At 41.3% G+C, this 25,646-nt stretch carries 19 protein-coding genes and 2 pseudogenes; 12 read left to right on the forward strand and 9 right to left on the reverse strand.

Annotated elements, in window-relative coordinates; translation table 11 throughout:
- The first annotated feature begins 38 nt into the window (after positions 1 to 38).
- Positions 39 to 3,665 (forward strand): response regulator, encoded by a 3,627-nt coding sequence (locus ACKTT2_RS36940; RefSeq protein WP_407895952.1) that lies wholly within the window; start codon positions 39 to 41, stop codon positions 3,663 to 3,665.
- 185 nt (positions 3,666 to 3,850) lie between these two features.
- On the opposite strand, the gene ACKTT2_RS36945 is transcribed toward ACKTT2_RS36940, so the two are convergent.
- Positions 3,851 to 4,471, reverse strand: a complete 621-nt coding sequence (locus tag ACKTT2_RS36945; RefSeq protein WP_407895953.1) for a type I restriction endonuclease — start codon at positions 4,469 to 4,471, stop codon at positions 3,851 to 3,853.
- 91 nt (positions 4,472 to 4,562) lie between these two features.
- Between ACKTT2_RS36945 and ACKTT2_RS36950 the strand changes: the two genes are divergently transcribed.
- Positions 4,563 to 5,849 (forward strand): NAD(P)/FAD-dependent oxidoreductase, encoded by a 1,287-nt coding sequence (locus ACKTT2_RS36950; protein WP_407895954.1) that lies wholly within the window; start codon positions 4,563 to 4,565, stop codon positions 5,847 to 5,849.
- A 67-nt stretch (positions 5,850 to 5,916) separates the two neighbouring features.
- Here the strand turns inward: ACKTT2_RS36950 and ACKTT2_RS36955 are convergent, their stop codons facing one another.
- The 4 genes from ACKTT2_RS36955 to ACKTT2_RS36970 all read right to left on the reverse strand — a co-directional run bounded on the left by ACKTT2_RS36955 (position 5,917) and on the right by ACKTT2_RS36970 (position 9,100).
- On the reverse strand, positions 5,917 to 6,234 hold the full coding sequence (locus tag ACKTT2_RS36955) for a hypothetical protein (protein ID WP_407895955.1): 318 nt from the start codon (positions 6,232 to 6,234) through the stop codon (positions 5,917 to 5,919).
- Positions 6,235 to 6,354: 120 nt separating this feature from the next.
- Entirely contained in the window at positions 6,355 to 7,710 is a 1,356-nt protein-coding gene (locus ACKTT2_RS36960) for a S8 family serine peptidase (RefSeq protein WP_407895956.1), read from the reverse strand.
- Positions 7,711 to 8,278: 568 nt separating this feature from the next.
- Positions 8,279 to 8,836, reverse strand: a complete 558-nt coding sequence (locus tag ACKTT2_RS36965; protein ID WP_407895957.1) for a hypothetical protein — start codon at positions 8,834 to 8,836, stop codon at positions 8,279 to 8,281.
- A gap of 129 nt (positions 8,837 to 8,965) precedes the next feature.
- A complete protein-coding gene (locus ACKTT2_RS36970; RefSeq protein WP_407895958.1) occupies positions 8,966 to 9,100 on the reverse strand; it encodes a hypothetical protein in 135 nt (44 codons plus the stop codon).
- Between ACKTT2_RS36970 and ACKTT2_RS36975 the strand changes: the two are divergent.
- From ACKTT2_RS36975 to ACKTT2_RS37000, 6 genes and pseudogenes are all read left to right on the forward strand, one after another.
- Positions 9,042 to 9,188, forward strand: a pseudogene (locus ACKTT2_RS36975) (NADP-dependent isocitrate dehydrogenase); the annotation flags it as partial. The gene ACKTT2_RS36970 and the pseudogene ACKTT2_RS36975 overlap by 59 nt on opposite strands.
- Positions 9,189 to 9,402: 214 nt before the next feature.
- Positions 9,403 to 9,591 carry a hypothetical protein gene (locus tag ACKTT2_RS36980; protein WP_407895959.1) on the forward strand — a complete coding sequence of 63 codons (189 nt, stop codon included), beginning with the start codon at positions 9,403 to 9,405 and terminating at the stop codon, positions 9,589 to 9,591.
- A gap of 280 nt (positions 9,592 to 9,871) precedes the next feature.
- Positions 9,872 to 10,114 carry a hypothetical protein gene (locus ACKTT2_RS36985; protein ID WP_407895960.1) on the forward strand — a complete coding sequence of 81 codons (243 nt, stop codon included), beginning with the start codon at positions 9,872 to 9,874 and terminating at the stop codon, positions 10,112 to 10,114.
- A 376-nt stretch (positions 10,115 to 10,490) separates the two neighbouring features.
- Positions 10,491 to 10,637, forward strand: a pseudogene (locus ACKTT2_RS36990) (NADP-dependent isocitrate dehydrogenase); the annotation flags it as partial.
- 756 nt (positions 10,638 to 11,393) lie between these two features.
- Complete coding sequence (locus ACKTT2_RS36995; RefSeq protein ID WP_407895961.1) at positions 11,394 to 12,218, forward strand: hypothetical protein; 825 nt, start codon at positions 11,394 to 11,396, stop codon at positions 12,216 to 12,218.
- A 115-nt stretch (positions 12,219 to 12,333) separates the two neighbouring features.
- A complete protein-coding gene (locus tag ACKTT2_RS37000) occupies positions 12,334 to 13,743 on the forward strand; it encodes a hypothetical protein (RefSeq protein ID WP_407895962.1) in 1,410 nt (469 codons plus the stop codon).
- Between the two features lie 97 nt (positions 13,744 to 13,840).
- Here ACKTT2_RS37000 and ACKTT2_RS37005 read toward each other — a convergent pair whose 3' ends face one another.
- Positions 13,841 to 14,713, reverse strand: a complete 873-nt coding sequence (locus ACKTT2_RS37005) for a hypothetical protein (RefSeq protein WP_407895963.1) — start codon at positions 14,711 to 14,713, stop codon at positions 13,841 to 13,843.
- Between the two features lie 410 nt (positions 14,714 to 15,123).
- Entirely contained in the window at positions 15,124 to 15,852 is a 729-nt protein-coding gene (locus ACKTT2_RS37010; RefSeq protein ID WP_407895964.1) for a hypothetical protein, read from the reverse strand.
- A 175-nt stretch (positions 15,853 to 16,027) separates the two neighbouring features.
- Here ACKTT2_RS37010 and ACKTT2_RS37015 point away from each other — a divergent pair, with 175 nt between their 5' ends.
- On the forward strand, positions 16,028 to 16,672 hold the full coding sequence (locus ACKTT2_RS37015) for a DUF6745 domain-containing protein (RefSeq protein ID WP_407895965.1): 645 nt from the start codon (positions 16,028 to 16,030) through the stop codon (positions 16,670 to 16,672).
- Positions 16,673 to 17,103: 431 nt separating this feature from the next.
- Here ACKTT2_RS37015 and ACKTT2_RS37020 read toward each other — a convergent pair whose 3' ends face one another.
- Both ACKTT2_RS37020 and rimO read right to left on the reverse strand, forming a co-directional pair.
- Positions 17,104 to 18,657 (reverse strand): DEAD/DEAH box helicase, encoded by a 1,554-nt coding sequence (locus ACKTT2_RS37020; RefSeq protein WP_407895966.1) that lies wholly within the window; start codon positions 18,655 to 18,657, stop codon positions 17,104 to 17,106.
- Positions 18,658 to 18,786: 129 nt separating this feature from the next.
- Positions 18,787 to 20,106, reverse strand: coding sequence for a 30S ribosomal protein S12 methylthiotransferase RimO (gene rimO, locus ACKTT2_RS37025; RefSeq protein ID WP_407895967.1), 1,320 nt, complete (start codon positions 20,104 to 20,106; stop codon positions 18,787 to 18,789).
- Positions 20,107 to 21,047: 941 nt separating this feature from the next.
- Between rimO and btpA the strand changes: the two genes are divergently transcribed.
- The 3 genes from btpA to ACKTT2_RS37040 all read left to right on the forward strand — a co-directional run bounded on the left by btpA (position 21,048) and on the right by ACKTT2_RS37040 (position 25,260).
- Positions 21,048 to 21,902 (forward strand): photosystem I biogenesis protein BtpA, encoded by an 855-nt coding sequence (btpA, locus tag ACKTT2_RS37030; RefSeq protein WP_407895968.1) that lies wholly within the window; start codon positions 21,048 to 21,050, stop codon positions 21,900 to 21,902.
- An 88-nt stretch (positions 21,903 to 21,990) separates the two neighbouring features.
- The gene (locus tag ACKTT2_RS37035; protein ID WP_407895969.1) at positions 21,991 to 22,962 is read left to right on the forward strand and encodes a vitamin K epoxide reductase family protein; all 972 of its coding nucleotides are present in this window, start codon (positions 21,991 to 21,993) and stop codon (positions 22,960 to 22,962) included.
- Positions 22,963 to 23,055: 93 nt separating this feature from the next.
- Complete coding sequence (locus tag ACKTT2_RS37040; protein ID WP_407895970.1) at positions 23,056 to 25,260, forward strand: CHASE2 domain-containing protein; 2,205 nt, start codon at positions 23,056 to 23,058, stop codon at positions 25,258 to 25,260.
- Positions 25,261 to 25,646: the final 386 nt, after the last annotated feature.

Here is a 25,646-nt window from a genome sequence, read left to right on the forward strand (position 1 = left end):
AGGAATCCAAAATCTAAATTATTATTATTTGCTAAAAAATGTTTTCTAATCTAAGAATTGGCTACAAGATAGGCGCAAGTTTTGCATTAGGGTTAGCAATTCTCGGTACTGTTGGATTCATTGCATACCGCACTACAAATAATCTCATTGAAAATTCTCGCTGGCAAACCCATACTTATGAGGTGCTTGGAAAGTTAAATGATTTAGTTTCTCAGCTTAAAGATTCTGAAACAGGACAACGCGCTTACCTACTGACTGGGGACAGGCGTTATTTGGAGCCTTACAACACTTCACTTTCAGTTATTGACAAGACAGTCAAAAATCTTCGTGACTTAACAGCAGATAATCCCAATCAGCAGCGTAGGATAGATGCCTTAAAACCAGTAATTGACCGGAAATTAGTTAACATTCAAAACTCGATTTTCTTACAAGAAAAACAAGGGATTGAATCTGTAAGGCAATTCTTAAGAACAGATAATGGCAAAACGTTGATGGATGAAATCAGTCGCATAATTACTGAGATGGAAACTGAGGAGCGTAAATTATTAGAACAGCGTTCTCTCTCAACTCAATTAGCTACCAAACAAGCAATTGATACTCTTGTTTATGGTATTCCTTTATCTTTTCTATTTTTAACTTTAATTGCTATTTATCTCAATAGAAATATTTCTAAACCTTTGCAAGAAATCTCTCAAGTAACTCAAAAGTTGGCAACAGGAGATTTATCACTGAGTGTATCTACCGGAAAGCGCCAAGATGAAATTGGAGTGTTAGCGCAAGCGTTTAACCAAATGATTATCAATTTACGGGAGACAACTCTTAAAAATAATCAAGAAAATTGGCTGAAATCCAATCTAGCTAAATTTAGCCAAATATTGCAAGGTCAAAGAAGTCGGGAAACGGTTTCTGGAATGGTTCTTAGAGAGCTTGCACTGTTAGTAGGCGCACAACAAGGCGTTTTCTATGCGATGGATTCTGTTGATAAGCAGCCAATACTGAAGCTTCTAGGTAGTTATGCTTACCAGCAACGCAAGCACCTATCTAACCAATTCCGTCTAGGGGAAGGATTGGTTGGACAATGTGCTCTAGAAAAGCAAAAAATTATACTAACAGATGTACCGAGTGATTACATCAGTATTGTTTCTGGTTTGGGAGAAGCTAAACCGTTGAATATCATCGTACTACCTGTACTGTTTGAAAATCAAGTCATAGCAGCGATCGAGCTAGCCTCTTTTCAACGTTTTCAAGACATTCATCTAACATTCCTAGACCAAGTGACTGAAACTATTGGTGTCGTATTAAATACGATTAATTCTGATACTCGTACTCAACAACTGCTGCAACAGTCTCAAACTTTAGCGCAACAGTTGCAAACTCAGCAAGAAGAACTCAAGCAGAGTAACGAACGATTGGAACAACAAGCGGCTGAGTTACAAGCATCGGAAGAACTTCTGATTCAACAGCAGCATGAGTTACAGCAATCTAACGAAGAATTGCAGCAGTTAAACGCTGAACTTGAAGAAAAGACAGAGTTACTGTCCGCAGAAAAAAAAGAAGTCGAACGCAAGAATCAAGAAATTGAATACGCAAGATGGTCTTTGGAAGAAAAAGCAGGACAACTGGCGCTTTCGTCACAATACAAGTCTGAGTTTTTGGCAAATATGTCTCACGAATTGCGGACACCGCTAAACAGTTTGCTAATTCTGGCTAAATTGCTAGCAGATAACGTAGATGGTAATCTAACTGAGAAGCAAGTCCAATATTGTAGCACAATTTACTCGTCGGGTAAAGATCTTTTAGCATTAATCAATGACATTCTTAACTTAGCTAAAATCGAATCGGGAACGATGTCAATTGACATAGACAAAGTTTTGATTGGGGAATTATACGAGCAGATTGAACGTACCTTCAGACAAGTTGCTGTTGAGAAAGAACTCAATTTCGTCATTGAATTAGCTCCCGATCTCCCAAGAAGTCTTCAAACTGATGCCAAACGTTTGCAACAAGTGTTGAAAAATCTCCTTTCCAATGCTTTTAAATTTACAGAGCGTGGCGAAGTCCGCTTACGGATCTTTGTCGCAACACAGGGATGGAGTCTCGATCGCGAAACTTTAAATCGCGCTCAAATTGTCATTGGTTTTGCTGTCAGCGATACAGGTATTGGCATTGCACCTGAGAAACAGAAAATCATTTTTGAGGCGTTCCAACAAGCAGATGGTACGACTAGTCGTAAGTATGGTGGTACGGGCTTGGGTTTGTCCATTAGCCGCGAAATTACCCGCCTGCTAGGTGGAGAAATTAAGCTTGTCAGTCGCCTAGGTGAGGGTAGTACGTTTACACTTTACTTACCTCAATTCGGACAAGACAATTCAAAATTACCCCTTCAAAATTCAAAAATTCCAACTTCCCCCACTCTCCCCGTCTCCCCCTCCTCTCCTCTCCCACTCCCTCCCACTCCCCTTATTGATGACAGGGGTAACCTCGAAGAGGGCGATCGCGTACTTCTCATTGTGGAAGATGACTTAAATTTTGCCCGCATCCTTTTAGATCGGGCGCAACAGATGGAATTCAAGTGCATTGTTGCTCATAATGGTAGTACGGGTTTGGCACTCGCACAGCAATTTCAACCTTCAGCGATGGTTCTTGATATCCGTTTACCAGGAATGGATGGTTGGACGGTACTCGATCGCTTGAAGCACGATGCGAAGACCCGTCACATCCCAGTGCATATCATGACTGTGGAAGATGGAAGGCAACGCGGCTTGCAACTAGGTGCAATTGCTTACCAGAAAAAACCGCTCGGTAGTGAGGAGTTGCATCAAGCGTTGACTAAGATTAAAAGTTTTGTTGAGCGTCGGGTGAAAAATCTGCTGGTTGTAGAAGACGATGAGACTCAGAGGTATAGCATTGTAGAATTGATTGGCAATAGTGATGTTGTTACCACTGCTGTAAGTACTGGTGCTAAAGCCCTAGAAGCGATACGCAATCAGCGTTTTGATTGTGTAGTTCTGGATTTGGGCTTACCCGATATGAATGGGTTTGAACTCATCGAGCACATCAAGCAACATCCCAATGGTGAAGCACTGCCGATCGTTGTCTATACTGCAAGGGAGTTGACTAGAACAGAGGACATTCAACTGCAACGCTTAGCAGAAACAATTATTGTCAAAGGTGTACGTTCTCCAGAACGCCTCCTTGACGAAACAGCCTTGTTCTTACATAGAGTTCAAGCAGAATTACCCGCACCCAAGCGACAAATATTGGAACAGTTGCATACTACCGATCCCGTACTTGTGGGCAAAAAAGCTCTCATTATCGATGATGATGTACGTAATATCTTTGCTCTGACAAGTATGTTAGAGCGCTATCAAATACAGGTTTTATACGCAGAGAATGGTAAAGATGGCATTAATGTTTTGGAAAACACACCAGCTATTGATGTGGTTTTAATGGATGTGATGATGCCTGAAATGGATGGTTATGAAACAACACGTCAAATTCGCAAGCACAGTAAATTTAAATCTTTACCAATCATCGCATTAACTGCCAAGGCAATGCAAGGCGACAGAGAAAAATGCATTGAAGCTGGTGCATCAGATTACATTCCCAAACCAGTAGACACCGAGCAATTACTCTCACTGTTGCGGGTGTGGTTGTACAGGTAAGGGACTGGGGATTAGGGACTGGGGACTGGGTACAAGAAGGGGCGAGTCACAGTATACAATCCCCAATAGACATCTCCAGAAATTAATTATGCATTACCTGAGAGTCTTGGTAGGGGCGCAATGCCTTGCGCCCCTACATCTTTTTCACGCCTAGGTCTAATCGCTAATCGCCAATCCCCAATCTACTAAATCACGATCTTTCCAAAGCGCTTTAATGCTCTCAACACGTTGTACAGATCGTCACCACGATTTAACGATAATGTATAAGATAAAGCGTATTTTGGTTTATCTTGTTTGGTCAATTTAAGAAATTGGAATTCTCTGCCATTGGTTACAAAACCAAACACAGGTTTTTCAGAGTCAGGATTACCTAACATATATGCCAGTGCTTGAGGAATTGCAGCCTCTAGAGAGTATTGTGCTCGTTTTGCTTCAACTGTAATAATCCAGAAACGAGGATGAAATACCAAAATGTCAATTTGCCCGCGTACAATTGTACCCTCATCTTTGGATGCAATCTCTATCCCCTTTTCAGCAGCAATGTAAAAAGGTGGACGATAAAAACCTGCTAACCTTAATAAAGGTGACAGCACAACCATTTTGACGACAGGTTCCAGTATTTCATATTGTGATAAATGAAGAAACTCGTACCTAACTTCGTCGAGAAGTTGCTTCTCCAAGTCACTAAGTTCCGGCAAATTATCTTGCCATTCTCGAAAAAACTGCTCGTCCTCTATACGTTCTAACCCAAATATTTCTCCTAATTGAGCTAGATTAATATCTTTTGCCTGTATCGTTTGAACCATAATTTCTTTGATATATTTAGACTTTAGTACTATACTACTCAACGTAGTATAAAAATACTAGTTTGTAGCGATCGCAATCTTACCTCAATTAATGACTAATCCCCAATCGCTATTGCCCCTTATCCCCAGAGGGGACCCCGAGTTCCCCAATCGCCAATCCCCTACTTACGATTGGATTGTTGTTGGTGCTGGTATTGCGGGTGCTGCACTTGCTTACGAACTTGTGAAAAAGGGGTATGCAGTATTGCTGCTAGAACAACACGCAACGCCACAAAATGCCACTAAATATAGTTATGGTGGAATCGCGTTTTGGTCTGGTACAACTCCACTAACTAAACAATTATGTGCTGAAGGCATTGCACGCCATCAAATTCTGTCAGAAGAATTAGATTTTGATACTGAATTTCGAGAATTAGATTTACTTTTAACGATTCCTGCTGACACCAATCCTGAAGAGGTGGCGGCGTCTTACACTCGCTTTGCCATTCCTCCAACATTACTCAACGTTAAAGAAGCGTGCGAACTAGAACCTTTATTAAACCCAAATGCGATCGCAGGTGCTTTAACTGTCAAACACGGTCACATTCATCCAGAAAAAACAGCCCAAGCTTATATTACAGCTTTTTTGCGTGCTGGAGGCGAAATAAAGTTTGAGCGGGCGATAAATCTCCAATCTTTATACTTGGAGGGGCGCAAGGCATTGCGCCCCTACTCCTCAAATTCATCAAACTTTACTGAAGTACGGACTACTACAGAAACGTACTATGGTGGGAACACTGTTGTTTGCGTGGGTGGTTTCAGCCGACAATTATTTCAGTCATCTAACGTTTCTATTAAGCTGTATTTCACTCATGCGGAAATGCTCAAAACCCCACCTGTAGAGAATTTGCAGTTGCGTACATTAGTTATGCCCGCACATCTCAATCGGTTTCAATTGGAAACTGTATCTTCTAAAAGCGATCGAGTGTGGACGCAACCAGATTGTGAAGTTGTACCCCCTATTCTCGATACAGGTGCTGTTCAATTTAAGGATGGTAGCTTCCGATTCGGCCAAATCAGTCGCGCATTAACAAACCCCTTCGCTCATATTGATTCGGCAGAAAGCGAAACAACAATGCGCCAGGGGTTGAAAAAAATACTGCCAATTTTGGGCGATTTGCCGGGAACTTGGCATCGCTGTTTGGTGTCATTCAGTCATGATGCACTTCCTGTAATCGGTCTTATTTCAGGACATGAAGGTCTTTACGTTTTTTCTGGCTTCAGTAATCCCCTCGCGATCGTACCGCCCTCGGCTCAACGTTTTGCTAACTGGGTGTCTGGAGAAAAAGACGAAATAATTCTTAAATTGTGTCCCCAACGCTTGCAAAATTTTCGCTAAGAGGAGCTATAATAAAAACTAATAGCTTTCTTAGACAAAAGTATCCACATTAACAAGATATACCATTCTAGCATTCGCGGTTGTGAATGTAAACCCTATTAATGCCATTTGCCGGAACAATTTCTTGTTCCTCCAAAACAGCTTTAACAGCATCGGATGCAGCAAGAGCTTTCACTCCTGCAGCCGATATCTCAATAGGAATTGAACCCAAGGCGTCGGGTCTTTCCGCTAATTCCTGGCCGCCAAAATCCTGAATAATCTTCTTTATGTAACTGAGAGCTTGCGTGGCTGAGTTACGAATACCTTCCATTGTGGCTCGCCGTTCGGCTCTAGATAAGCGTGGATTAACTGGGTTGTCAGAACGATCGTCCAGTTTTAGAAACACAATCACGCTTACTTTTTGTTGGGGGGCCAGGTGGCCCAACCGATATGCGAACTCAGAACTGATTTTGTTTTTCTTTAAAGTCGTGTTATTTGAGTACATGATGCACTTTCCTGGAGGCCTTCAACTACTAAGAGCATTTAACGCTTCCACGGGTTGCACCACTCCCCATCCCCAACGGTTGTCAGGGCGACGGTCGTTTCCGTTTGGATGTTTTGCCGTCTCCTTCAGTGCAGTCATAATCTCCGTTACAGGTGCCGTTGGCTTAGCTGCCATTAATAGCGCTGCCGCACCCGCAATATGTGGGGTTGCCATAGAAGTGCCATCCATATAGTTATACTCGTAGGTTCCGTTTGGTGTTTTCGTCGGTGGTATGCAAGAGTAGACCTGAGCACCTGGGGCAACAACATCTGGCTTTGTTACCAAACTGTTTGATTCGTCTCCAGGAAACACAAGGCTTGCTCCGCTACTAAAGAAAGCGACATCAACCCTGTCGTCTGGCAGTTTTTCTATTGCACCCACACTGAAGGCATTGTATGCATTACCTGGTGAGCTAGTATTACCGTGGTTTTCGTTGCCGATCGCTACTACTGGTAAAATACCATACTGATTCAAGAGGATGTCAAGTACCTCCGCGAACAGAGGTTCGTAGTAGCTTAAACCCAAAGACATATTTATAATATCAGCCCCTCGTTCTATAGCCCAAGAGATACCTTCCAATAAAGTCCTGAGAGTGGTATCGCCAATTAACACCCCAGCAACTAGTAAATTCGCTTGCGGTGCAACGCCAATAGATAAACCTCTAGCAGTTTGTCCTCCGGCGATCGTTCCACAAACATGAGTTCCATGCTGTCCGCAATCAAAAGCAGGAGACGCATTAATTCGCCTCCCTAGGGGATCGATGACAACAAATTCTTTAACTCGTTTTTGGAGTGCTGGATGAGCCGCATACACGCCCGTATCTAAAACAGCGACGTTGATGTTTTCTCCAGTAGTCTTGTCCCATAAGCTGGGAATATCCAGATGTCTGAGTCCCCAGGTAAAGTTTTCTCTACTTTCCTCAGCGAATAACTCAGAATATTCAATTTTTCGTGGCTGAATCAGGTGGATTTTTTGATTTGGCAAAATAGCAACAACATTAGGTTGTTCTACCAAAGCCTCCAACGTTTTGGGAGTGACTTCAACCGTTGCTACTGGCAATGCACCGGAACCAATAGTAGAGAATTCCAGAGGTTCGTTGTGATATCCTTTGTCCAGAGTGGCTTCTTGGTAATCATCAAAGATTTCAGCCGCCACTTGAATAGTTGCTTGCTCTTGAACCTGGAGCAACCGCTTTTTTAGTTCGCGCAAACGCCCTCTTGGTGGTAAGCCCTCACTAGGCGGCGCTTCGTAGATCACAATCGCATCCCGTTTGTCATCTTCTCCCATTTCAGCAAGAAATGGTTCAAAAGCTGGTGAAATTTTGTTTTCTGGATTCATTGCGATCTACCTCTTACTTAATTAAGTGTTGTTAGCTTAGTAGTTGTCTATAGTAAAACTGCGGATTTTTCATTCTGAGTTCGGTATTGATTGACAGCAAATCAATCGACACCTTTATCATCTTGCTAAAGAATCATATTTACGTTTTTCTTTGGTAGAGCAATTCCCAATTTATATAGGTGGGTATCTTGATGGGGGACGAATTAAGCGTTTAAAAGTCCCCAGATGCTTTTAAAAATAGCAAAAAATTTAATTTATTATGAACTTTTTGCGTACCATTGGACATTCCGATAAAAAATGTGGTAATCCGTCTTGCCCAACAGGTTAAATAGACTCAGCATTTAATATATAAATCTAGCTTATATCATTTTCATTCTTTAAACCAATAGGATTATGTACTATTCAAATCCTTTTGATACTAAAGCAATAAAAATATACTTTACATACATTTCATATATTATTTGTTAAAAATACACATTAACCTTAAGTCTTTGTAAAGACGGGAACTTTTTAGATTTTGAATTGCTTACTAGTTACTGGTCACCGGTCACTGGTCACTGGTCACTGGTCACTGGTCACTGATTCCCAAAATTTCCGCGACTTCCTGTAAAAGCTTGTTCTGTTCTTTTTGAATTTCCTCTAAGCGAATGGAAATATCTGATAATCTTTGCTGCTTATCCTGGAAAACTGGTTTAGCCTTTTCAGGTAGTAAAGATGGTGTATAGTGACTCATTTGAGTACTTGTCATTTGTTTTGCACCCGAAGCCCTAATTTTGCCAAACGATTGAAGTCCCATTTTGACGAGAAGCTGAAGCCCTCTCCATGGGAGTTGTAAAAGTGACAGACATACAGTTTCAATAAACTTACTGATAGCTTTGACAAAACTAGAGAGTATGGAAACAGTGAAAAGCAGGAGAATTACACTGATAATTGGATGATGAGCCGCTACATCAAGAAGTTGTACTATCCTCGATAGTATTGGGTGTTGCTCAAACCAGTTATTTAGAGACGAAGATATAGCAGTTTGAACTGTTTGTGATGTTGTATTCTTGATTTGTTCTACAGACTGTAGTGTCTGTTCTAAGTTGAAAGTAGGTAGTGACGGTAAGGCGAGGGAAGGAGACATAGGAGACACAAGGGAGATCTACTAATAAATATTACTAATGCCCAATGCCCAATGCCCAATCCCTAATCCCCAATCTCATGCCAAGATTCCCTAACGTGGAGTCTAGAACGGTAACTCTACTAATATGAGTTAAGTCACACTTAACTCATACTTAAGGTTTCGCTCGCGATCGCCCCTAAGTAGGAAGAACATTGCCTGCTGAACTGTTCGGGAATACGCTGTCGCGATTAAGGGTTCACTAACTACTCCTATTGGTGGTGGCATTCGCTCCCTGAATGCAGTGTTGCATCAAGTTTTTGACCTCTATGCCTATGTACGCCCTTGCCAATATTACCTAGGGACAGTAATCCCAGTACCTAGGAGGGTAAATTCTCAATGCCCAATCCCTAATCCCCAACCTTATGCCAAGATTTCATAACAAGGATTGTTACAGACAAATAGTGAATCAGCATATATTTTCGGACTGATGTATGATGAATGTGTAAGCTTTTAATAAAAACAACACTCTGAAGGTTAGTAAACTACTATGAGGTTAATACTCAAATCGATGAGTGTAGGCTACGGCAGTGACTCTGCTGAGTGAGTTAAGGCATTTCCAACAAATAAATTATCTATCTTGTGGAACGGGCGTCCTCGCCCGTTCTATATCGGCTGCGGAGCGAGCTAACGAACGATCGGGCTATGTAAAATGCCTTCTCTCCACCCACTTTGAAGCAGTCATTAAGCAGAGTGTATCTACCTTTGCCTGTAGGTAAAGCCTAATTCTTGTGGGAGGTTATTAAAAATGTTTTGGCGATAGTATTCGTTCTCTTAACGTAGCATGGCGTTAAGCTTTCGACTTATATACCTGTGTACGCTCTTCTTGTCGATACACCTAGGGACAGCAATCCCAATCCCTGTTCAGAAGACCAGAAAGGAACTAAATAACCTCTGATTGATTGGTACTCAATCAAAGGTTACTAAAAAACACAAAAGATCGCTTTTTTGGCTGAATGCTAGTCAGCCAAGAAATTGTCACAACTCAACATTTAAATCATGACAAAACACAAACACAGCGCCTTAAATGTATTATCTTTTGGCGCACTCCCTTCTATTCTAATTATTTTGGTGTTAGGTTCTCTTGGTTTAGCAGTTATTGATGAAAAGAATCGACCTGCTTACTTTGATATCGTCAAGGTTGCAGTGGATTACTCCTTTGGTGCAATGAAGCTTCAAGACAATGAAAATTCAGAGGCTCTTAGTGAAGAGGACGCTGAAGATTCTTTAGAACAAGAGTAATTTGGGTAATGGGGGTAGGGTAAGGGAGGGAGACATAGGAAACATGGAGGTGCAGTACAGGTAATGTAGGGGTGCAGGGGAGATAACTACTCCCTGGGCGTGCTCTTATGATTACCTAAACACTTAGGGTGGGTACTGCTCACCATTTGCTCTTTGGTAGGCAGTACCCACCCTACAAAGATCGGTAATTTTAGAGATCGAAGGGAGTAAGTACTCGATGGTCGATCCCCAATCCCTAATCCCCAATCTCATGCCAAGATTCCCTAACATGGACTAGAACGGTAACTCTACTAATATGAGTTAAGTGTGACTTAACTCATACTTAAGGTTTCGATCGCGATCGCCCCTAAGTAGGAAGAACATTGCCTGCTGAACTGTTCGGGAATACGATCTCGCGATTAAGGGTTCACTAAATACTTCTATTGGTGGTGGCATTCGCTCCCTGAATGCAGTATTGCATCAAGTTTTTGACCTCTCTGCCTATGTACGTCCTTGCCGATATTACCTAAAGACAGTAATCCCAATACCTAGAAGGGTAAATTTTCAATGCCCAATCCCTAATCCCCAACCTTATGCCAAGATTTCATAACAAGGATTGTTACAGACAAATAATGAATCAGCATATATTTTCGGACTGATGTATGATGAGTATGTAAGAATTTTGTAAAAACAACACTCTGAGAACCAGTAAGTTACTGTAAAGCTAATATTCAGACTAATGAGTGTAGGCTAGAACGGTGACTCTACTAAATATGGGTTAAGTCATACTTAACTCATACTTAAGATTTCGATCGCAATCGCCCCTAAGTAGGAAGAACATTGCCTGCTGAACTGTTAAAAATAAGACAAAGCTCAAGCTAATTCAGCCTTCGAGCTATAAAACTAAAGTGCCTTCTCCCACCCATTATGAAGCAGGCATAAAGCAGAGTGCATCTACTTTACACCCTTTGGCAAAGCCTAATTCTCATGGGAGGTTAATTTTAAAAAACGTTGTGTAAAAAATAATTTAAGCAACAAACCCGTACCAACAGGACAACAAAAACAACGAACGATTTAGGAAAATTTTACCTGGTGGATTTCTAAAATCCTATGGCTAGGTTGGGCGATCGCATAAACCCGTTAAACATATTAAGTCGTAAGCTAGCTTTTTGTCAATACAAGAACTAGCTCGCGCAAACCTCTGACTTGATATCTCAACAGAGGAAAATCAACTCTTTCAAAACGGGCACGTCTACCCATCTGCCCCAGTTTGTTTGCCAAGTATAGAAACGTAAATCTTATGAATACACTCGCTCATTTATTAAGTGTATGTGCTCTCTCCGTATCTGCGTGGACTGTTATGTCTGCTGTCAGTAACGCACAGGATACACCATTACCTACAACTCCAACTAAGCCCACCAATACAAATACTACACCATTACCTGTAACTCCAACCAAGCCCACCAATACAAATACTACACCATTACCTGCAACTCCAACCAAGCCCACCAATACAAATACTGCACCATTACCTGCAACTCCAACTAAGCCCACCAATACAAATACTACAAGTCCCCAACAGCAGAATACAAATAGTACAAATGTGCAACAGATTTGCTCGTATAACACTGTTGAGGGTTTGTTACCTCCAGCATCAAATCAGCAGAAAAATTCTCCACTTTCCTACTTAGCACAGCAAGGTTTTGTGCAAAATGCAGAGGGAGCTTGGGTATGTTATGCCAATGACAAACAAAAACCAGGGCGCTACTATACCCTTTTCAAAGTACAACAAATCAATGGAGCGCTGGTAGCAACATCTTTTCTAGACCAAGGGACGCCGATCCAAGAACAAGGCGAGCGTACCGTTGATTTGTTTATGAAGCTCATCCAGAATCATACAAAAGCAAATACACAAAATCAACAAAGTATACAAAGATACTTATCATCCTTTGTTTCCTTAGTTGAGCAAGGTAAAGTACAGCCTTCCAGACGAGGTTATCTGTTCGATCAACCAAGTCGTGGACTCGTTTTATACCATCCTGTAACAGGAGGAGACCTCCAAGGTACGGGAATAACCATAAATATTAACGCACCGCAGAACTTAGTTGCGTCTCCTACGTCATAACACCTACGCACCGAGTTTTGTTCGTTAAAACCATATAAAAATCGCAAACCAGACTAAGGAAGAGTGGAGGTTGAGTTTGTTTAAATCCCGTATAGTAAAAACTACAATTGCGTTTATGTCTTATACGGCAGCGCTGATTACTGCACCACAGCAAGTATTAGCGCAACTGAATATAGGGCGTTATGGAATCCAACCAGGGTTAGAGCCAAATTATCTTCAATACCAATTGTCCGGGCGGGATTTAACCCAACTGCGCGGTATCCCCGCCTGTAGTGTAGGCTTTGGTGCGGGCTGTGATAAGTCTGCAACAATACTCCAACAAATAGTAGAATCCAATAACGGTCCAACTTACCAAGAGTTAATTATCCGTGCAGCAGGTGGGCAAGCAAACTATCAGAATTTTGCCGCTTTCTACGGCAATAACCCCAATCTTTCGTTAGTACCTTTATCCTCATTTTGGGCAAACGACGACCCAAATATTTTAGATGGATATAGATATACTCTAGGACAGCCAGTTAGTAGAACACCCGTGCAAGGTTTGGGACAGGTGACGAAAAACTTCTACTGGTCGCCAGAGAGAAGTGGAGCCTCCGAAAGCTTGCGCGACGGATTGCTCGATCTAAAATACTCCTACGGACGTTTGCTACTAGAAGAAGCTGCAAAAATTCCCAATGTTCGACAACAAATCCAGGCTTTAAATCTCCCGTCAGAAGTTAAACAATTTTATGCAGGTCAGTTTTCTGAAGGAGCGCGTTCATTAAAGAGTGGCAATCAAGCACAACTCCAAAGCGACGTTCTTGAGGTACTGTCACTGCCGTTCAACAATAGTAATGCAGAGTACAACCGTCCTCCGCTTGGTATTCCTGAAGAGTATGCTGCAATAACCGGGATCGATCTACAACCAGACTCTTTTCTTGCTGCTGTACCAGCAGATTTACCAGTTGGAGAATCTTCTAGCCTAGTTCCTCCTTTTTTACTTGAAGACAGCGCTGTATCCCAGACAGTTCCAGGGGGTGCTAGTCGTGGGGCTGGATTCCCCTTTTGGGTACTTGGTGCTATTCCCCTAGCAGTTTTACCTTTTGCCTTTGGTGGTGGTGGTGGAGATGATGATAATTCCTCAAGAGCACAAAATGTACCACCCGTAACTCCACCAGGAGAACAGCCACCCGGAACTCCTCCAGTGACTCCACCAGGAGAACAGCCACCCGGAACTCCTCCAGTGACTCCACCAGGAGAACAGCCACCCGGAACTCCTCCGGTAACTCCACCAGGAGAACAACCACCCGGAACTCCTCCGGTAACTCCACCAGGAGAACAACCACCCGGAACTCCTCCGGTAACTCCACCAGGAGAACAACCACCCGGAACTCCTCCGGTAACTCCACCAGGAGAACAGCCACCCGGAACTCCTCCCACTAAACCACCGGTAAAGATACCTGAGTCATCAACGTTAACACCTCTGTTGGTACTCTCACTGGTAATGTCTCTATTTGGTTATAAGAAGTGGCGCGTGCGTAAAAGTTAGAAAAAGCAACACGCGAGTCAGGGCGAAAAGTTAACGCCAACTCCTAGCTTCTGGCTAGGAGTGTGGCTCAAAATGAAACTTATTGGGTTTTACCAACCTATCGCAAATACTGATTATTACAGTATTCTTGCGTAGGTGTTACAGAAACCAGTTCTACTTCTACCGATTTTCCGGGTTCTGGATTAATGAGGAATTCACTAGCCCCTACGTGAGGTTTTTGAGGATTCCCCCAATCATAGGTGTAACCCAAACCCGTCCAAGGATAACGATCGCCATTACCTTCATAAGAATTTTTATATATCTTTTGTAAGTTAGAATGACTATCGGGTACGGGGACAGGTAATACTTGACAACTAGAGTCATTGATTTCTGGATCGATACAAGGTCTGCTTAAATCTTCAGCTTTGACCCACATTTCTACAAAATGTGTTTTATTAGAGTTTTTATTTAAAATCAATCCTAAATACTGTTGCAATCTCAGCGAAAGCATAATATTTCCAGGAATATTTATACCTAAACCTTTACAGGTATTACAAAATTCTTTAACTTGATTGGATACTGTTAACCAAGTCTGATTATTTATTTGTTTTAAACCGGGCTTCCAATCCTCATTTGGGTTTTTGACATATTTCCAACTTGCCATAAGAAACTCTAGTTTACCATTGTTTATTCTTGTCTTAATTCTAGAATTATTGATTGATAATTCCCAAAGGTTATTAACCACTTTTTCTCGATCTGGTCTTTTTGCATTTTCAATAGCTTCATTTAATTTATTTTTGAGAAAGTTGTAACTTCCAGGCTTATTGTTTTGTAAATATTTACTGACATCAAGATTGCTATCCGATTGCGCTAACAATCTTTGATTTAAGTTGAGTTGTTGAGAAGTTTCTTTAGCTAGTAAATTAGAAGAACTAAGGAATAAACAACTTCCTATTAAGGCTACTAAAAATTGACTATTCTGTGATTTCATTATCATATATAATTAATTGACAGCAAGACAATATTCTACCTAAAACTTGTGGGTAAAGCCCGCTTACGATCGCATTTTACGCTAATACTGTAGATTAAATTTAGAAATTATTTATCAAAATCTTAAGTCTTGTAATTATATAATAATTTAAGTAAATAGAGGATAATACTAATATTAACTTTGTAGTTACGACATCCTTAAAAGATAGCACAACTACGAACTATAGCATTTCTTAGTCTGTTGAGATATAAATTTATCTGAATCCATCTGCTACAGGCTGCGATTCATTCTTTCTTACTGTACCTTACAAATGTGGGAATCGCTAGAATGAATTTATAAGTTAGCTCTAAATACGCTCTGAAATCCTTCTATAAAATTAGATTAGACAAGCTGCAAGTTAAACAATTAACTTATCTCTCAATAGATTCACTGGTGATTTCTTGTAAAATTGCATCAACATCTGCTTTTTTTAACAAAATTCCATCGACTTCTTCAAAAATCCTAATAGCTTCTTGGTAGGAATCTCCAGAATCGTATTGATCCTCAAAGTATTCTCCATTTTTATAACCGTATAAAATTAAATTAGAATCAATTTTTTTAACAAAGTTTTGAGGTGAAATAATATCTTTCATAGTTTGAAAATATTCAGTTATATAACTATAAAAGTAATTTAAAAAGCAATTAATTTCTTGACGAGAAAACTCTAATTCAAACGGTTCTCGCAATCTTTGAGTTTCATAACCATATATACTATTTTCTATGATTCTATAAAGACTAAAATAAACAGAACCTCTCCGGTCATAAAGATTGATTAAGTAATATAGACGTCCTATCTCTTTCTTAACTACAAGTAATACAGGAAAACAGAAAGACCCTTTCCAGTCATCAAATAAACTACTACTCTCTCCAAAAATCCATTCTAAAATGACGAATGTTTCAGCTAAATTGAGTCTATCATCTCGCTTGCGATCGCTAAGATAAAGCTCCAGATAGAAGCGAAAATCATCTGCTATTGGGAGGCTATTGTCTCTTAACTTTTCATACTCTGACCGATCTAACCTCCAAAGCTGATACCCTATACCAGCATGGTATAGATCGAGCTTGCATCGCTTTTTGAGCTGCTTAATGACTTGCCTCATAAGTACCCTAAAATTGAGAGTTGACTTTCCGTATCAGATAGAATCTCCTGACTGTACAGGCAAAACCTGTAAGACGAGGGTTTCAAAATTCTCAACGTTGATTTTTATCCCTTCTTTCATAGTATATTAGTACTACGAAAGAAAACAATATTTCTTTCTTTATCTCTATGTATTTATGTCCCAAGGAAAGAAACAGCTTAGCCACGAACAACAAGCCCTAATGTCGATTATCCAAAATGAATGGATAAGAATTGCTTTGGACACTTCACCTACAGATAAACAACAAGCGGAAACTGCCATCGTGTTAGCCTATGAATCTGCCGAACTAGAACCGCCCCAACATATTATCTGGTTTGATAATCCACTAGTAGCAGTTTCTTGGATAGTTTTAAATAAAAATTTTGTAGGACGTTTTTTTTACTACCCAGTACTGAAGTTTAAGAAAGCTTTAAATGCTGCGAGCGAGAAACTTGTCGATCCTGCTGTTCTGGAAGACTTACAATTTGGATATTTTTATACAATCGGCGAACAATTAACAAGCATTTCTTCGATTTTAGATGCTACACAAGAAATCGTTGCTGAAGCACTGTTGAAGCGTTTTGGTGACAACTACAGTCCAGTATGGACAGACATTATCGAAGCTAAACATTGTGGCTTTTGGTGGTGTTTCAAAGATTTGGCTGTTGTCACTCCCAAACCTTCAGCAATTCATTTAGACACAGAGGACAGATTGCACGCTGAGGGAGTACCTGCTGTTGTTTACCGAGGTTTTGAAATATATGCCGAGCATGGGGTAAGACTTTCTGAAAAATATGATTAAGTACCCACAAATCAGCAGTCAATTGTATAGCTTTTGGAAAAAGATAACTGGTAAACAATAAGAAGTGTATATTTCATAATTCATAACTCTTGTGGAACGGGCGTCTCGCCCGTTTCTTGCGGGCAGGATGCCCGCACCACAAGAAATGTTAGCAGGACAAGGAAATGTTAGCAGGACAAGGAAATGTTAGCAGGACAAGGAAATGTTAGCAGGACAAGGAAATGTTAGCAGAACAAGAAAATGTTAGCAGGACAAGAAAATGTTAACAGATTTTTATTTGAATTTTTTATTTGAAAGTCTTTAGTACAAATGCAAAAGCAGCCCAACAAATATAGAGCGTTGACGCTTGGGCTGAAATTGATGACTTGGTTAGTTGTTAGTTGTTAGTGGTTAGTTGTCCTACCAACTACTAACCACTAACCACTAATAATCTATGAAGCTGATTCTCTGGTAGCTGCGCTAGAACCTAATTTCTTTGGCAGCCCGGAGGATTCGCGATTGGAAGATTCGCGACGCCCGCTACCACCTGTCCGAAGTTTGGGTTTGGGAGTCCGTCTGTCTCCATCTTGGTTACCACCTTCTGTCCAGGAAGAACGATGCCGATCGCGATCCCCACTACGATTTGACCGCAATCTGGGTTTGGGAGTTGGAGGTACGAGATCTTCTTCTGAAACATCTTCGGTTTGCAACCAAGCAGGACGAGTTTGATCGTAGGTGATTTGTAATGCAGCTGCTGCGATCGCTTGAGGATCGTATTTTTCGCTCAACTCATTGACAATTGGCAAGAATGATGCCAAACGCTCGCCTGCTAATGCTTCCCGTACTTGAACTTGCAGTTTATCTAACTGTTTTGCTTCAATTTGCGCCCGTGTTGGAATTGAGAGAACTTGCCAATTTTGCTTGATGTGACGTTCAAACAGTTGTTGCTTGCGACGTTCAAAAGGCTGCACTAAAGTAATCGCTGTTCCTTCTTTTCCTGCACGTCCTGTACGACCAATTCTGTGGACGTAAGTTTCTACGCTATCAGGTAAATCGAAGTTGATGACGTGAGACAACTGGTCAACGTCCAAACCTCGTGCAGCAATATCTGTTGCTACCACCCAACGGACTTGACGATTGCGGAATCTCGTTAACAACCGTTCCCGTGCTTGCTGGGACAAATCGCCATGATATTCATCTACACTATGACCTGCTGACTGAAGTTGGTTAGTCAGCTCGGCTGCAGTACGTCTAGTGCGAACAAAAATCAAAGCTGTTTCTGGATCTTCCATTTCCAGAATTGGTTGTAAAGCTTTTGCTTTTGTCCAGTGACGAGGAACTACATAAGCCACCTGATTAATTTTATTAGGAGCAGCTTTAGGTTGTTCAACAGTTATTGTCACTGGAGAATTCAAAAATCTATTTACCAGTTGACGGATTGATGGCGGCATTGTTGCTGAGAACAAAGCTGTTTGACGTTCTTCTGGAGCTTGGGACAGAATTTTTTCCACATCATCGATAAAGCCCATGCTCAACATTTCATCAGCTTCATCCAACACCATCCACTTAACTCTATCAAGTTTCAGGCATCCTCTTTCCAGCAAATCTATAACTCGACCTGGGGTTCCCACAACAATATGAACACCACGCTTGAGCTGTAAAATTTGACGGTCAATAGATTGACCTCCATAGATAGCTAGAGCTTTCAATCCTTGAGTGCCAATAAATTCACTCACAGCATCGTGAACCTGAATTGCCAATTCACGAGTTGGAGTCAAAATCAGAGCTTGCACTGCTTTTTGACTGATATCAATTCTTTCTAGAATCGGTAGTGAAAATGCAGCCGTTTTTCCCGTACCTGTTTGGGATTGACCGACAACATCACGACCCGACAAAAGATGTGGAATTGCTTGTGCTTGAATGTTAGTTGGTGCGGTAAAACCCAATTTTTCTAACTGCTCAATGCGCTCAGTGGAAAGCCCTAAATCTAGAAACGAAAGGTTCATTAATTCTCCTACTTTTTAGTTATTTGTCATTAGTTATTGGTCATTGGTCATTGGTCTTTAGTCATTAGTCATTAATCATTTGTATTAGAACAAAGGACAAATGACAAAGGACGAAGGACAAATGACAACTTAGTTATTGACAATTTGACCATAAAGGTCATAAGCATCAGCATTTTGGATAGTCACTGGTACGATTGACCCTAACCGGGCATTTCCTTTAACAAACACCTGTCCATCGACTTCCGGTGCAAATCTACCAGAACGACCCGCTAATTCTCCTGTTTGAGGATGTTCTTGCTCAATCAGAACGTCTACGACTTTGCCAATTTCTTGCTGATTTTTCTTGAGAGAAATTGGCTGCTGAAGTTCCATCACCGCGTTTCGTCGCTCATCCATGACTTCTTGAGAAATCTGATTTGGTAAGTTGTAAGCGGATGTTCCTTCCTCTGGCGAAAAAGTAAAGACACCTACATGATCGAATTCATGGCGTTTGACGAATTGCAACAGATGCTCAAAATGCTCATCACTTTCACCTGGAAACCCAACGATAAACGTTGTTCGCAGCACAGCTTCCGGCAGTTCATCCTTGATACGTTCAATAATCGCATCATTTACTCTTCCTTGCCAAGGACGATTCATGGCACGGAGAATTTCTGGATGGGAGTGTTGTAAAGGTAAATCCAGGTAGGGTAAGACATTATTGTTTTGTTTAATTACCGCTATCACATCGGGAGTGAGACCAGTAGGATAAGCATAGTGCATGCGTATCCATGGAACATCAACCTTCCCCAAAGCACGAAGTAGTTCGGCTAACTTCGGCTTGCCATAAATATCTGTACCGTAATTGGTGGTAATTTGGGAAATCAATATAATTTCCTGTACCCCTTGACTGGCTAATTGCTCAGCCTCGGTAACTATTGATTCTATAGATCGAGAACGTTGGTTTCCACGTAGATGAGGAATAATGCAAAACGCGCAGCGATAATCGCATCCTTCCGCAACTCGTAAATAAGCTACGCCCTCAGTTGTGGTACGGTAACGGGGTGTTGTTTCATCAGCAATATAGGTCGGTTGTTCGCTTACGAACTTAACCCGATGACCTTGTTCTACTTTCTGAATCACATCGACTATCTTATGATAATCTCCCGTTCCCACGACTGCTACGGCTTCTGGCAACTCTTCCAATAACTGTCCTTGGAAATGTTGCGCCATACAGCCTGTGATAACGATTTTTTTATCTGCTTCTGCCAATTCTACTAGAGTTCTGACAGATTCTTCTCTTGCTGCTTCAATAAAACTACACGTATTAACTATAACGTATTCTGCTAACTCTTCATTAGTATCTACGCTGTATCCTGCTTCTACAAGCAGTCCTAGCATATGTTCTGTGTCAATTCTATTTTTCTCGCATCCTAGGTGAGAAATGGCTATTGTTGGCTTATCACCCATATCATAAAAGAGCCTTGAGGTTTTCCTTCTATATCGTTAGTTTTTTCAAGCGAGTGCCAGCTTCTGATTCTCTGACACTTGCCTTTCTATTAAGTCATTACACGCAACAACCTGTTCGGTCATGCCTACCTAACAGGAGCAATGACCTAAAAACTGGAAGTTCATGCTATGATATCTTCGAGAAACTGTTTTCCGGAAAAAAACAAACAGTCTTTAGAAAATTTTGACAATATCGCTCAATCTTCCTTAACAAATGCCCTCTGGTATTTTACATTACCGCAACGCGCCTATAAATAGTTTACCTGTTGGGGAGCCGCCCTCTACTACGATTTTGATGAGAACGACAATTGATTTGCTCGATCTCGCCGCAACCAAGTAGGTGTGGCTTATTTCGAGAAGTCGCTACCCAAAGGAAACAGCGCATAACTACGCCATTATAACGGTAATGCGACCTCATGTGTTGAGGTTCAGCCTGCAATTTTGACAAGCAGACACTTCCCTAAGGGGAATATACCTCGCCTTTGCTGAGTGGCAAACTCCTCTGTATATAACTGTCATCTTAACATATCTTAGAGAACGTTTAACGCTAAGTTACATCTTCTGACAGAAGAAATATTATTTTTTTTTAAGGGAATAGGTCAGTGACCACCTGACCAGGAATCAGTGACCAATGACCAGTGACCACCTGACCAATGACCAGTGACCAGGAATCAGTGAATGGGGAAAAAGAATTTGGTGAATTCGCAAGCAGTTAATAGTCAACGGTCGATGGTCAATGGTAATAATAGCTAATGATTAGTTTCAGAGACTAGTTAACTCTCAGCCGGTTACTGGTTACTGCTCACTGGTCACTGGTTACTGGTCAGGTGGTCACTGATTACTGGTCACTGGTCACTGGTCAGGTGGTCACTGATTACTGGTCACTGATTAAGGTTAAGAACGTGGACTTATATCAGCTATTTAAAACCCGAACACCGATTATTGGCGTAGTTCACTTACTACCGTTACCGACTTCACCCCGTTGGGGCGGTAGCCTCAAAGCCGCGATCGACCGAGCCGAACAAGAAGCAACCGCTCTGGCAAGTGGAGGGGTTGACGGTATCATTGTGGAAAACTTTTTTGATGCTCCATTTACGAAACATCAGGTAGATCCGGCAGTCGTAAGTGCTATGACTGTGGTGACACAGCGAATACAAAATATGGTTACCATACCTGTAGGTATTAATGTTTTACGGAATGACGGCAGAAGTGCAATGGCGATCGCCACTTGTGTAAAAGCCCAGTTTATTCGCGTGAACGTGCTAACAGGCGTCATGGCAACCGATCAAGGTATCATTGAAGGAGACGCTTATCAACTCCTACGCTATCGGCGGGAGTTAGGTAGCGATGTCAAAATTTTCGCCGATGTGCTAGTCAAACACGCCAATCCATTAAGTGCGGTGAATCTCACCACTGCTGTTGAGGATACGATTGAACGTGGTTTGGCGGATGCTGTCATTTTGTCCGGCTGGTCTACGGGTAGCCCGACTAATTTAAAAGATTTAGAAGTAGCTAGTGCAGTTGCCAATGAAACCCCCGTATTCATAGGCAGTGGAGCTTCGTGGGAAAATATTGCTACACTGTTACAGGCAGCAGATGGTGTCATTGTTTCCAGTTCTCTCAAACGCCACGGTCGCCGCGAACAACCTATAGACCCAAATCGGGTGAGTCAGTTTGTGGAAGCCGCACGCAAAGGCTGGAACTCCAAAGGAGAATCTAAATCTATTTCAGATAAGGGATTGGGGATTGGCTACTAGGGAATGGGCAGTAATTCATAGAACAATTGTCTCACCTAAATTCCCAATACCCAGTCCCTAGTCCCTAGTCCCTATGTAATTACATTTTATGAATCGCCGCCGTTCTACTCCCTGGATTCACAGATGGTCGCGCGTACTCATAGGAGCGATCGCAATTCTTGGTGCAATAATAACAGCTTATTTGACTGTCGTAAAATTTACACAAGGAAGTACTGCCTGTCCCACCAAAAGTTGCGATTTAGTTCTGTCAAGCGAGTACGCTACAGTATTTGGTCTACCCCTCGCCTTGTTTGGCTTCATTGCTTATGCTGGTATGGCGACTTGTGCTCTAGCACCACTTGCATTCGCTCCAGCACAGAAGAAAGATATCCGTACCAAACTAGAAAGCACAACTTGGTTGCTATTGTTGGCTGGTGCGATCGCAATGTCTATTTTCAGTGGCTACTTAATGTACCTGCTGTTTTTCAAAATCCAAGCAGTTTGTATTTACTGCCTCGCTTCGGCATTGTTTTCTATTAGTATGTTAGTTCTGACCCTCATCGGTCGTAACTGGGAAGACATCGGGCAAATTTTCTTCACCGCCATTGTAGTTGGCATGGTGACCTTAATTGGAACCTTGGGTGTTTACGCTAATGTCAACAACCCTGTAGCTAACGCTAATTCAAATACTCCCACGATATCGCCAACAGGTCAACCAAAACCTGGTGTTGGTTGGGATATTACCACCACTTCTGGGGAAGCAGAAATTCAATTAGCACGTCACCTGGCTAAAGTTGGAACCAAGGAATACGTAGCTTGGTGGTGTCCCCACTGTCACGAACAGAAGCAACTCTTTGGTAAAGAAGCGTACAAGGAAATTAACGCCATAGAATGCGATCCCCAAGGGCAAAAAAATCCCCGTCCGGATTTATGCCAAGCAGCGGGGATTCAGGGTTTTCCGACTTGGCAAATCAACGGAAAGCTTTATCCCAACGTACAACCGTTAGAGAAATTAGCTCAAATTTCTGGTTACAAAGGTCCTCGAAATTTTAAAAACTTTCCCCAAGCTTTTCAAAAGTAGCTGAAAGGATAAATGATGAATTATGAGTTATGAATGATGAATTATGAAGGATATAATTCATAATTTATAATTCATAATTCATTAGTGATAGTAATGGACAAGCAGGTAAGCGAACATCTACTCAAGTCTGTATTAGCGGTAAAAAAAAGACTTTACAAGGCAGGCAAAAAATCGTTAACAGCCATCAGCGTGACAGCGTTTATTTTATTGTTACGCTCCCTTGGATTCTTGCAATCCTCAGAATGGACAGCATTAGACTATTTTTTTCAGTTGCGCCCCTCTGAATCATTACCAGAGCGCATTACGATTGTAGCGATTGATGAAGCTTCTCTACGAGAAGCTGATTCGTGGCCAATTCCGGATCGCGATCTTGCCGAACTCATACAAAAAATACAACAACACCGACCTCGAGCTATTGGCTTGGATATTTACCGCGATTTACCTGTAGAACCAGGTCATCAAGAATTACTCAATACGTTTAGATCGATATCAAATCTAGTTGGCATCGAACTCTTGTCAAATGATGATAAAAATACTAGCGTTGCACCCCCTCTAATACTCCATCAGCAGGACAAAGTAGGTTTTAATAACGTCTTATATGATGCGGATGGAAAAGTCCGTCGTAATATTTTATACTGGCACATTAAAGATGTACCACACGTAAGTTTTTCCTTAAAACTTGCTTTACTCTACTTAAAGCCTGAAGGTATTACTCCCAAAAAAGCGGACAGTGACGGTAAGTCTTTGCAGTTGGGCAATGCAGTATTTAACCGTTTTCAGTCTCACGATGGCGGGTACGTAGGGGCAGACGATCGCGGCTACCAAATTATATCAAACTTTCCCAAAGCTAAATGCAAAAATTCAAAAGAATATGATTGTCATTTTCCAACAGTATCAATGCGTGATGTCTTAAACAAGAACGTGTCAGAAAGTTTATTCAAAGACCGCATTGTACTGATTGGTTCCACAGCAGCTAGCGTCCCAGATTCGGCTTTAATTCCTTACTCTAGCCGTTTGATAGGTACGGCAAAACCAGTTGCAGGTGTTGAACTGCAAGCTTATTTTATCAGCGAGTTACTTTCGGCAGCACTCGATCGCCGACCTTTACTCAAAGTTTGGACTGACTTTGTAGAATATGCGTGGATTTTCGCTTGCGCTTACGTTGGCATCCTCACTAAACAGCGAATGCAACGTACAAGTATAAGTTTCTTAATGATTCTATTATCAGCAATTGTACTGACAGGCACTGCCGATCTTGCATTGTTTTTTGGTTGGTGGATACCAATAGTACCTGGATTGTTCGCTTTATGTGGTTCTGCTACTGCCATGACTTATCAGATGGCACATCGTCAAGAAGAGTTAAAACGTTCTAAAGAGTTTTTGCATCAAGTCATCAACACGATACCAGACCCGATTTTCGTCAAAAATGAAAAACATCAGTGGATTGTCCTCAACGAAGCATACTGTAAATTTATTGGTCATCCCAAAGAAGCATTATTAGAAAAGTCTGACTATGACTTTTTCCCCAAACATGAAGCTGATGTTTTTCGAGCCTCAGATGAGTTAATCTTTCAAAATCAGAAACCTCAAGAAAGCGAAGAAGAATTTACAGATGCCAGTGGAAATACCCATACCATTGCTACTAAACGCTCTCTTCACAAAGATGCGGCTGGTAATTTCTTTTTGGTAGGAGTGATTCGAGACATTACCAAGCGCAAACTCATCGAAGAAGAATTGCGACGGTCTGCTACAGAATTATTCCGTATCAACCAAGAATTAAAAGTGAAAGAAGACAGTTTGCGTTACATGGCATATCACGACCCTCTTACTGGTCTGCCAAATCGCAAGTTTTTTCTCGAACAGCTTCAGGAATCTTTAGAATGGGCGCGAAACAACAACTTATTACTGGGGCTGCTCTTTATCGATCTAGATGGTTTTAAGCAAATCAACGATACCTTGGGACATGACATGGGCGATCGTCTTTTAGTGACTGTAGCCCAACGGTTAAACAACACCCTACGCAGTGGCGATACTGTTGCTCGTTTGGGAGGAGATGAATTTACGGTTATTGTACGAGCCATCCCAAAAGTCCAGGCTACAGCAAGAGTTGCTGAAAAGATTTTGGCAATTCTCACCGAGCCAATTGTCTTGGAAGGTCATATCACCACAATTTCTGCCAGTATAGGTATCAGTATTTACCCTAATGACAGTCACGATAGTGAAACACTAATCGGACAAGCAGACACTGCCATGTATCGTGCCAAGCTTCTTGGAAAAAATCGTTATGAATTTGTGTAAATATACTGAATTAGAATTTGTGAAAGAAGTAAAAGACACATATTAACTTTATCGATTAAATCCAACATCAGACTTTAGATAGTTTTGTTCGTGGTACTTTTTAGTTATAAGTCACCCTTTTGGAGGATGTGAATAACTGCACTTAAGTAATAAAAATTAATTAAGAAATACAAAAATGAGAATTACTTCACCATCAGGTGCTAACTGCAAGCATCTGTCAGTGAGCTAAGTCTTTCTAATTATAAAAGAATAAGTTTTTATAAAGTCGAAAATCTGAGTCTAATTGACAGTATCAATTGAGGCTCAATAGACCAAACAGAAGAGGGATCTACTGAGACTTATGGGAAACAGCTTAAGACTCGCAAGCATTGCATTGATTTTAATTG

This window comes from Scytonema hankhaensis NUACC26 (genome assembly GCF_045865695.1).
Classification (GTDB): Bacteria; Cyanobacteriota; Cyanobacteriia; order Cyanobacteriales; family Nostocaceae; genus Scytonema.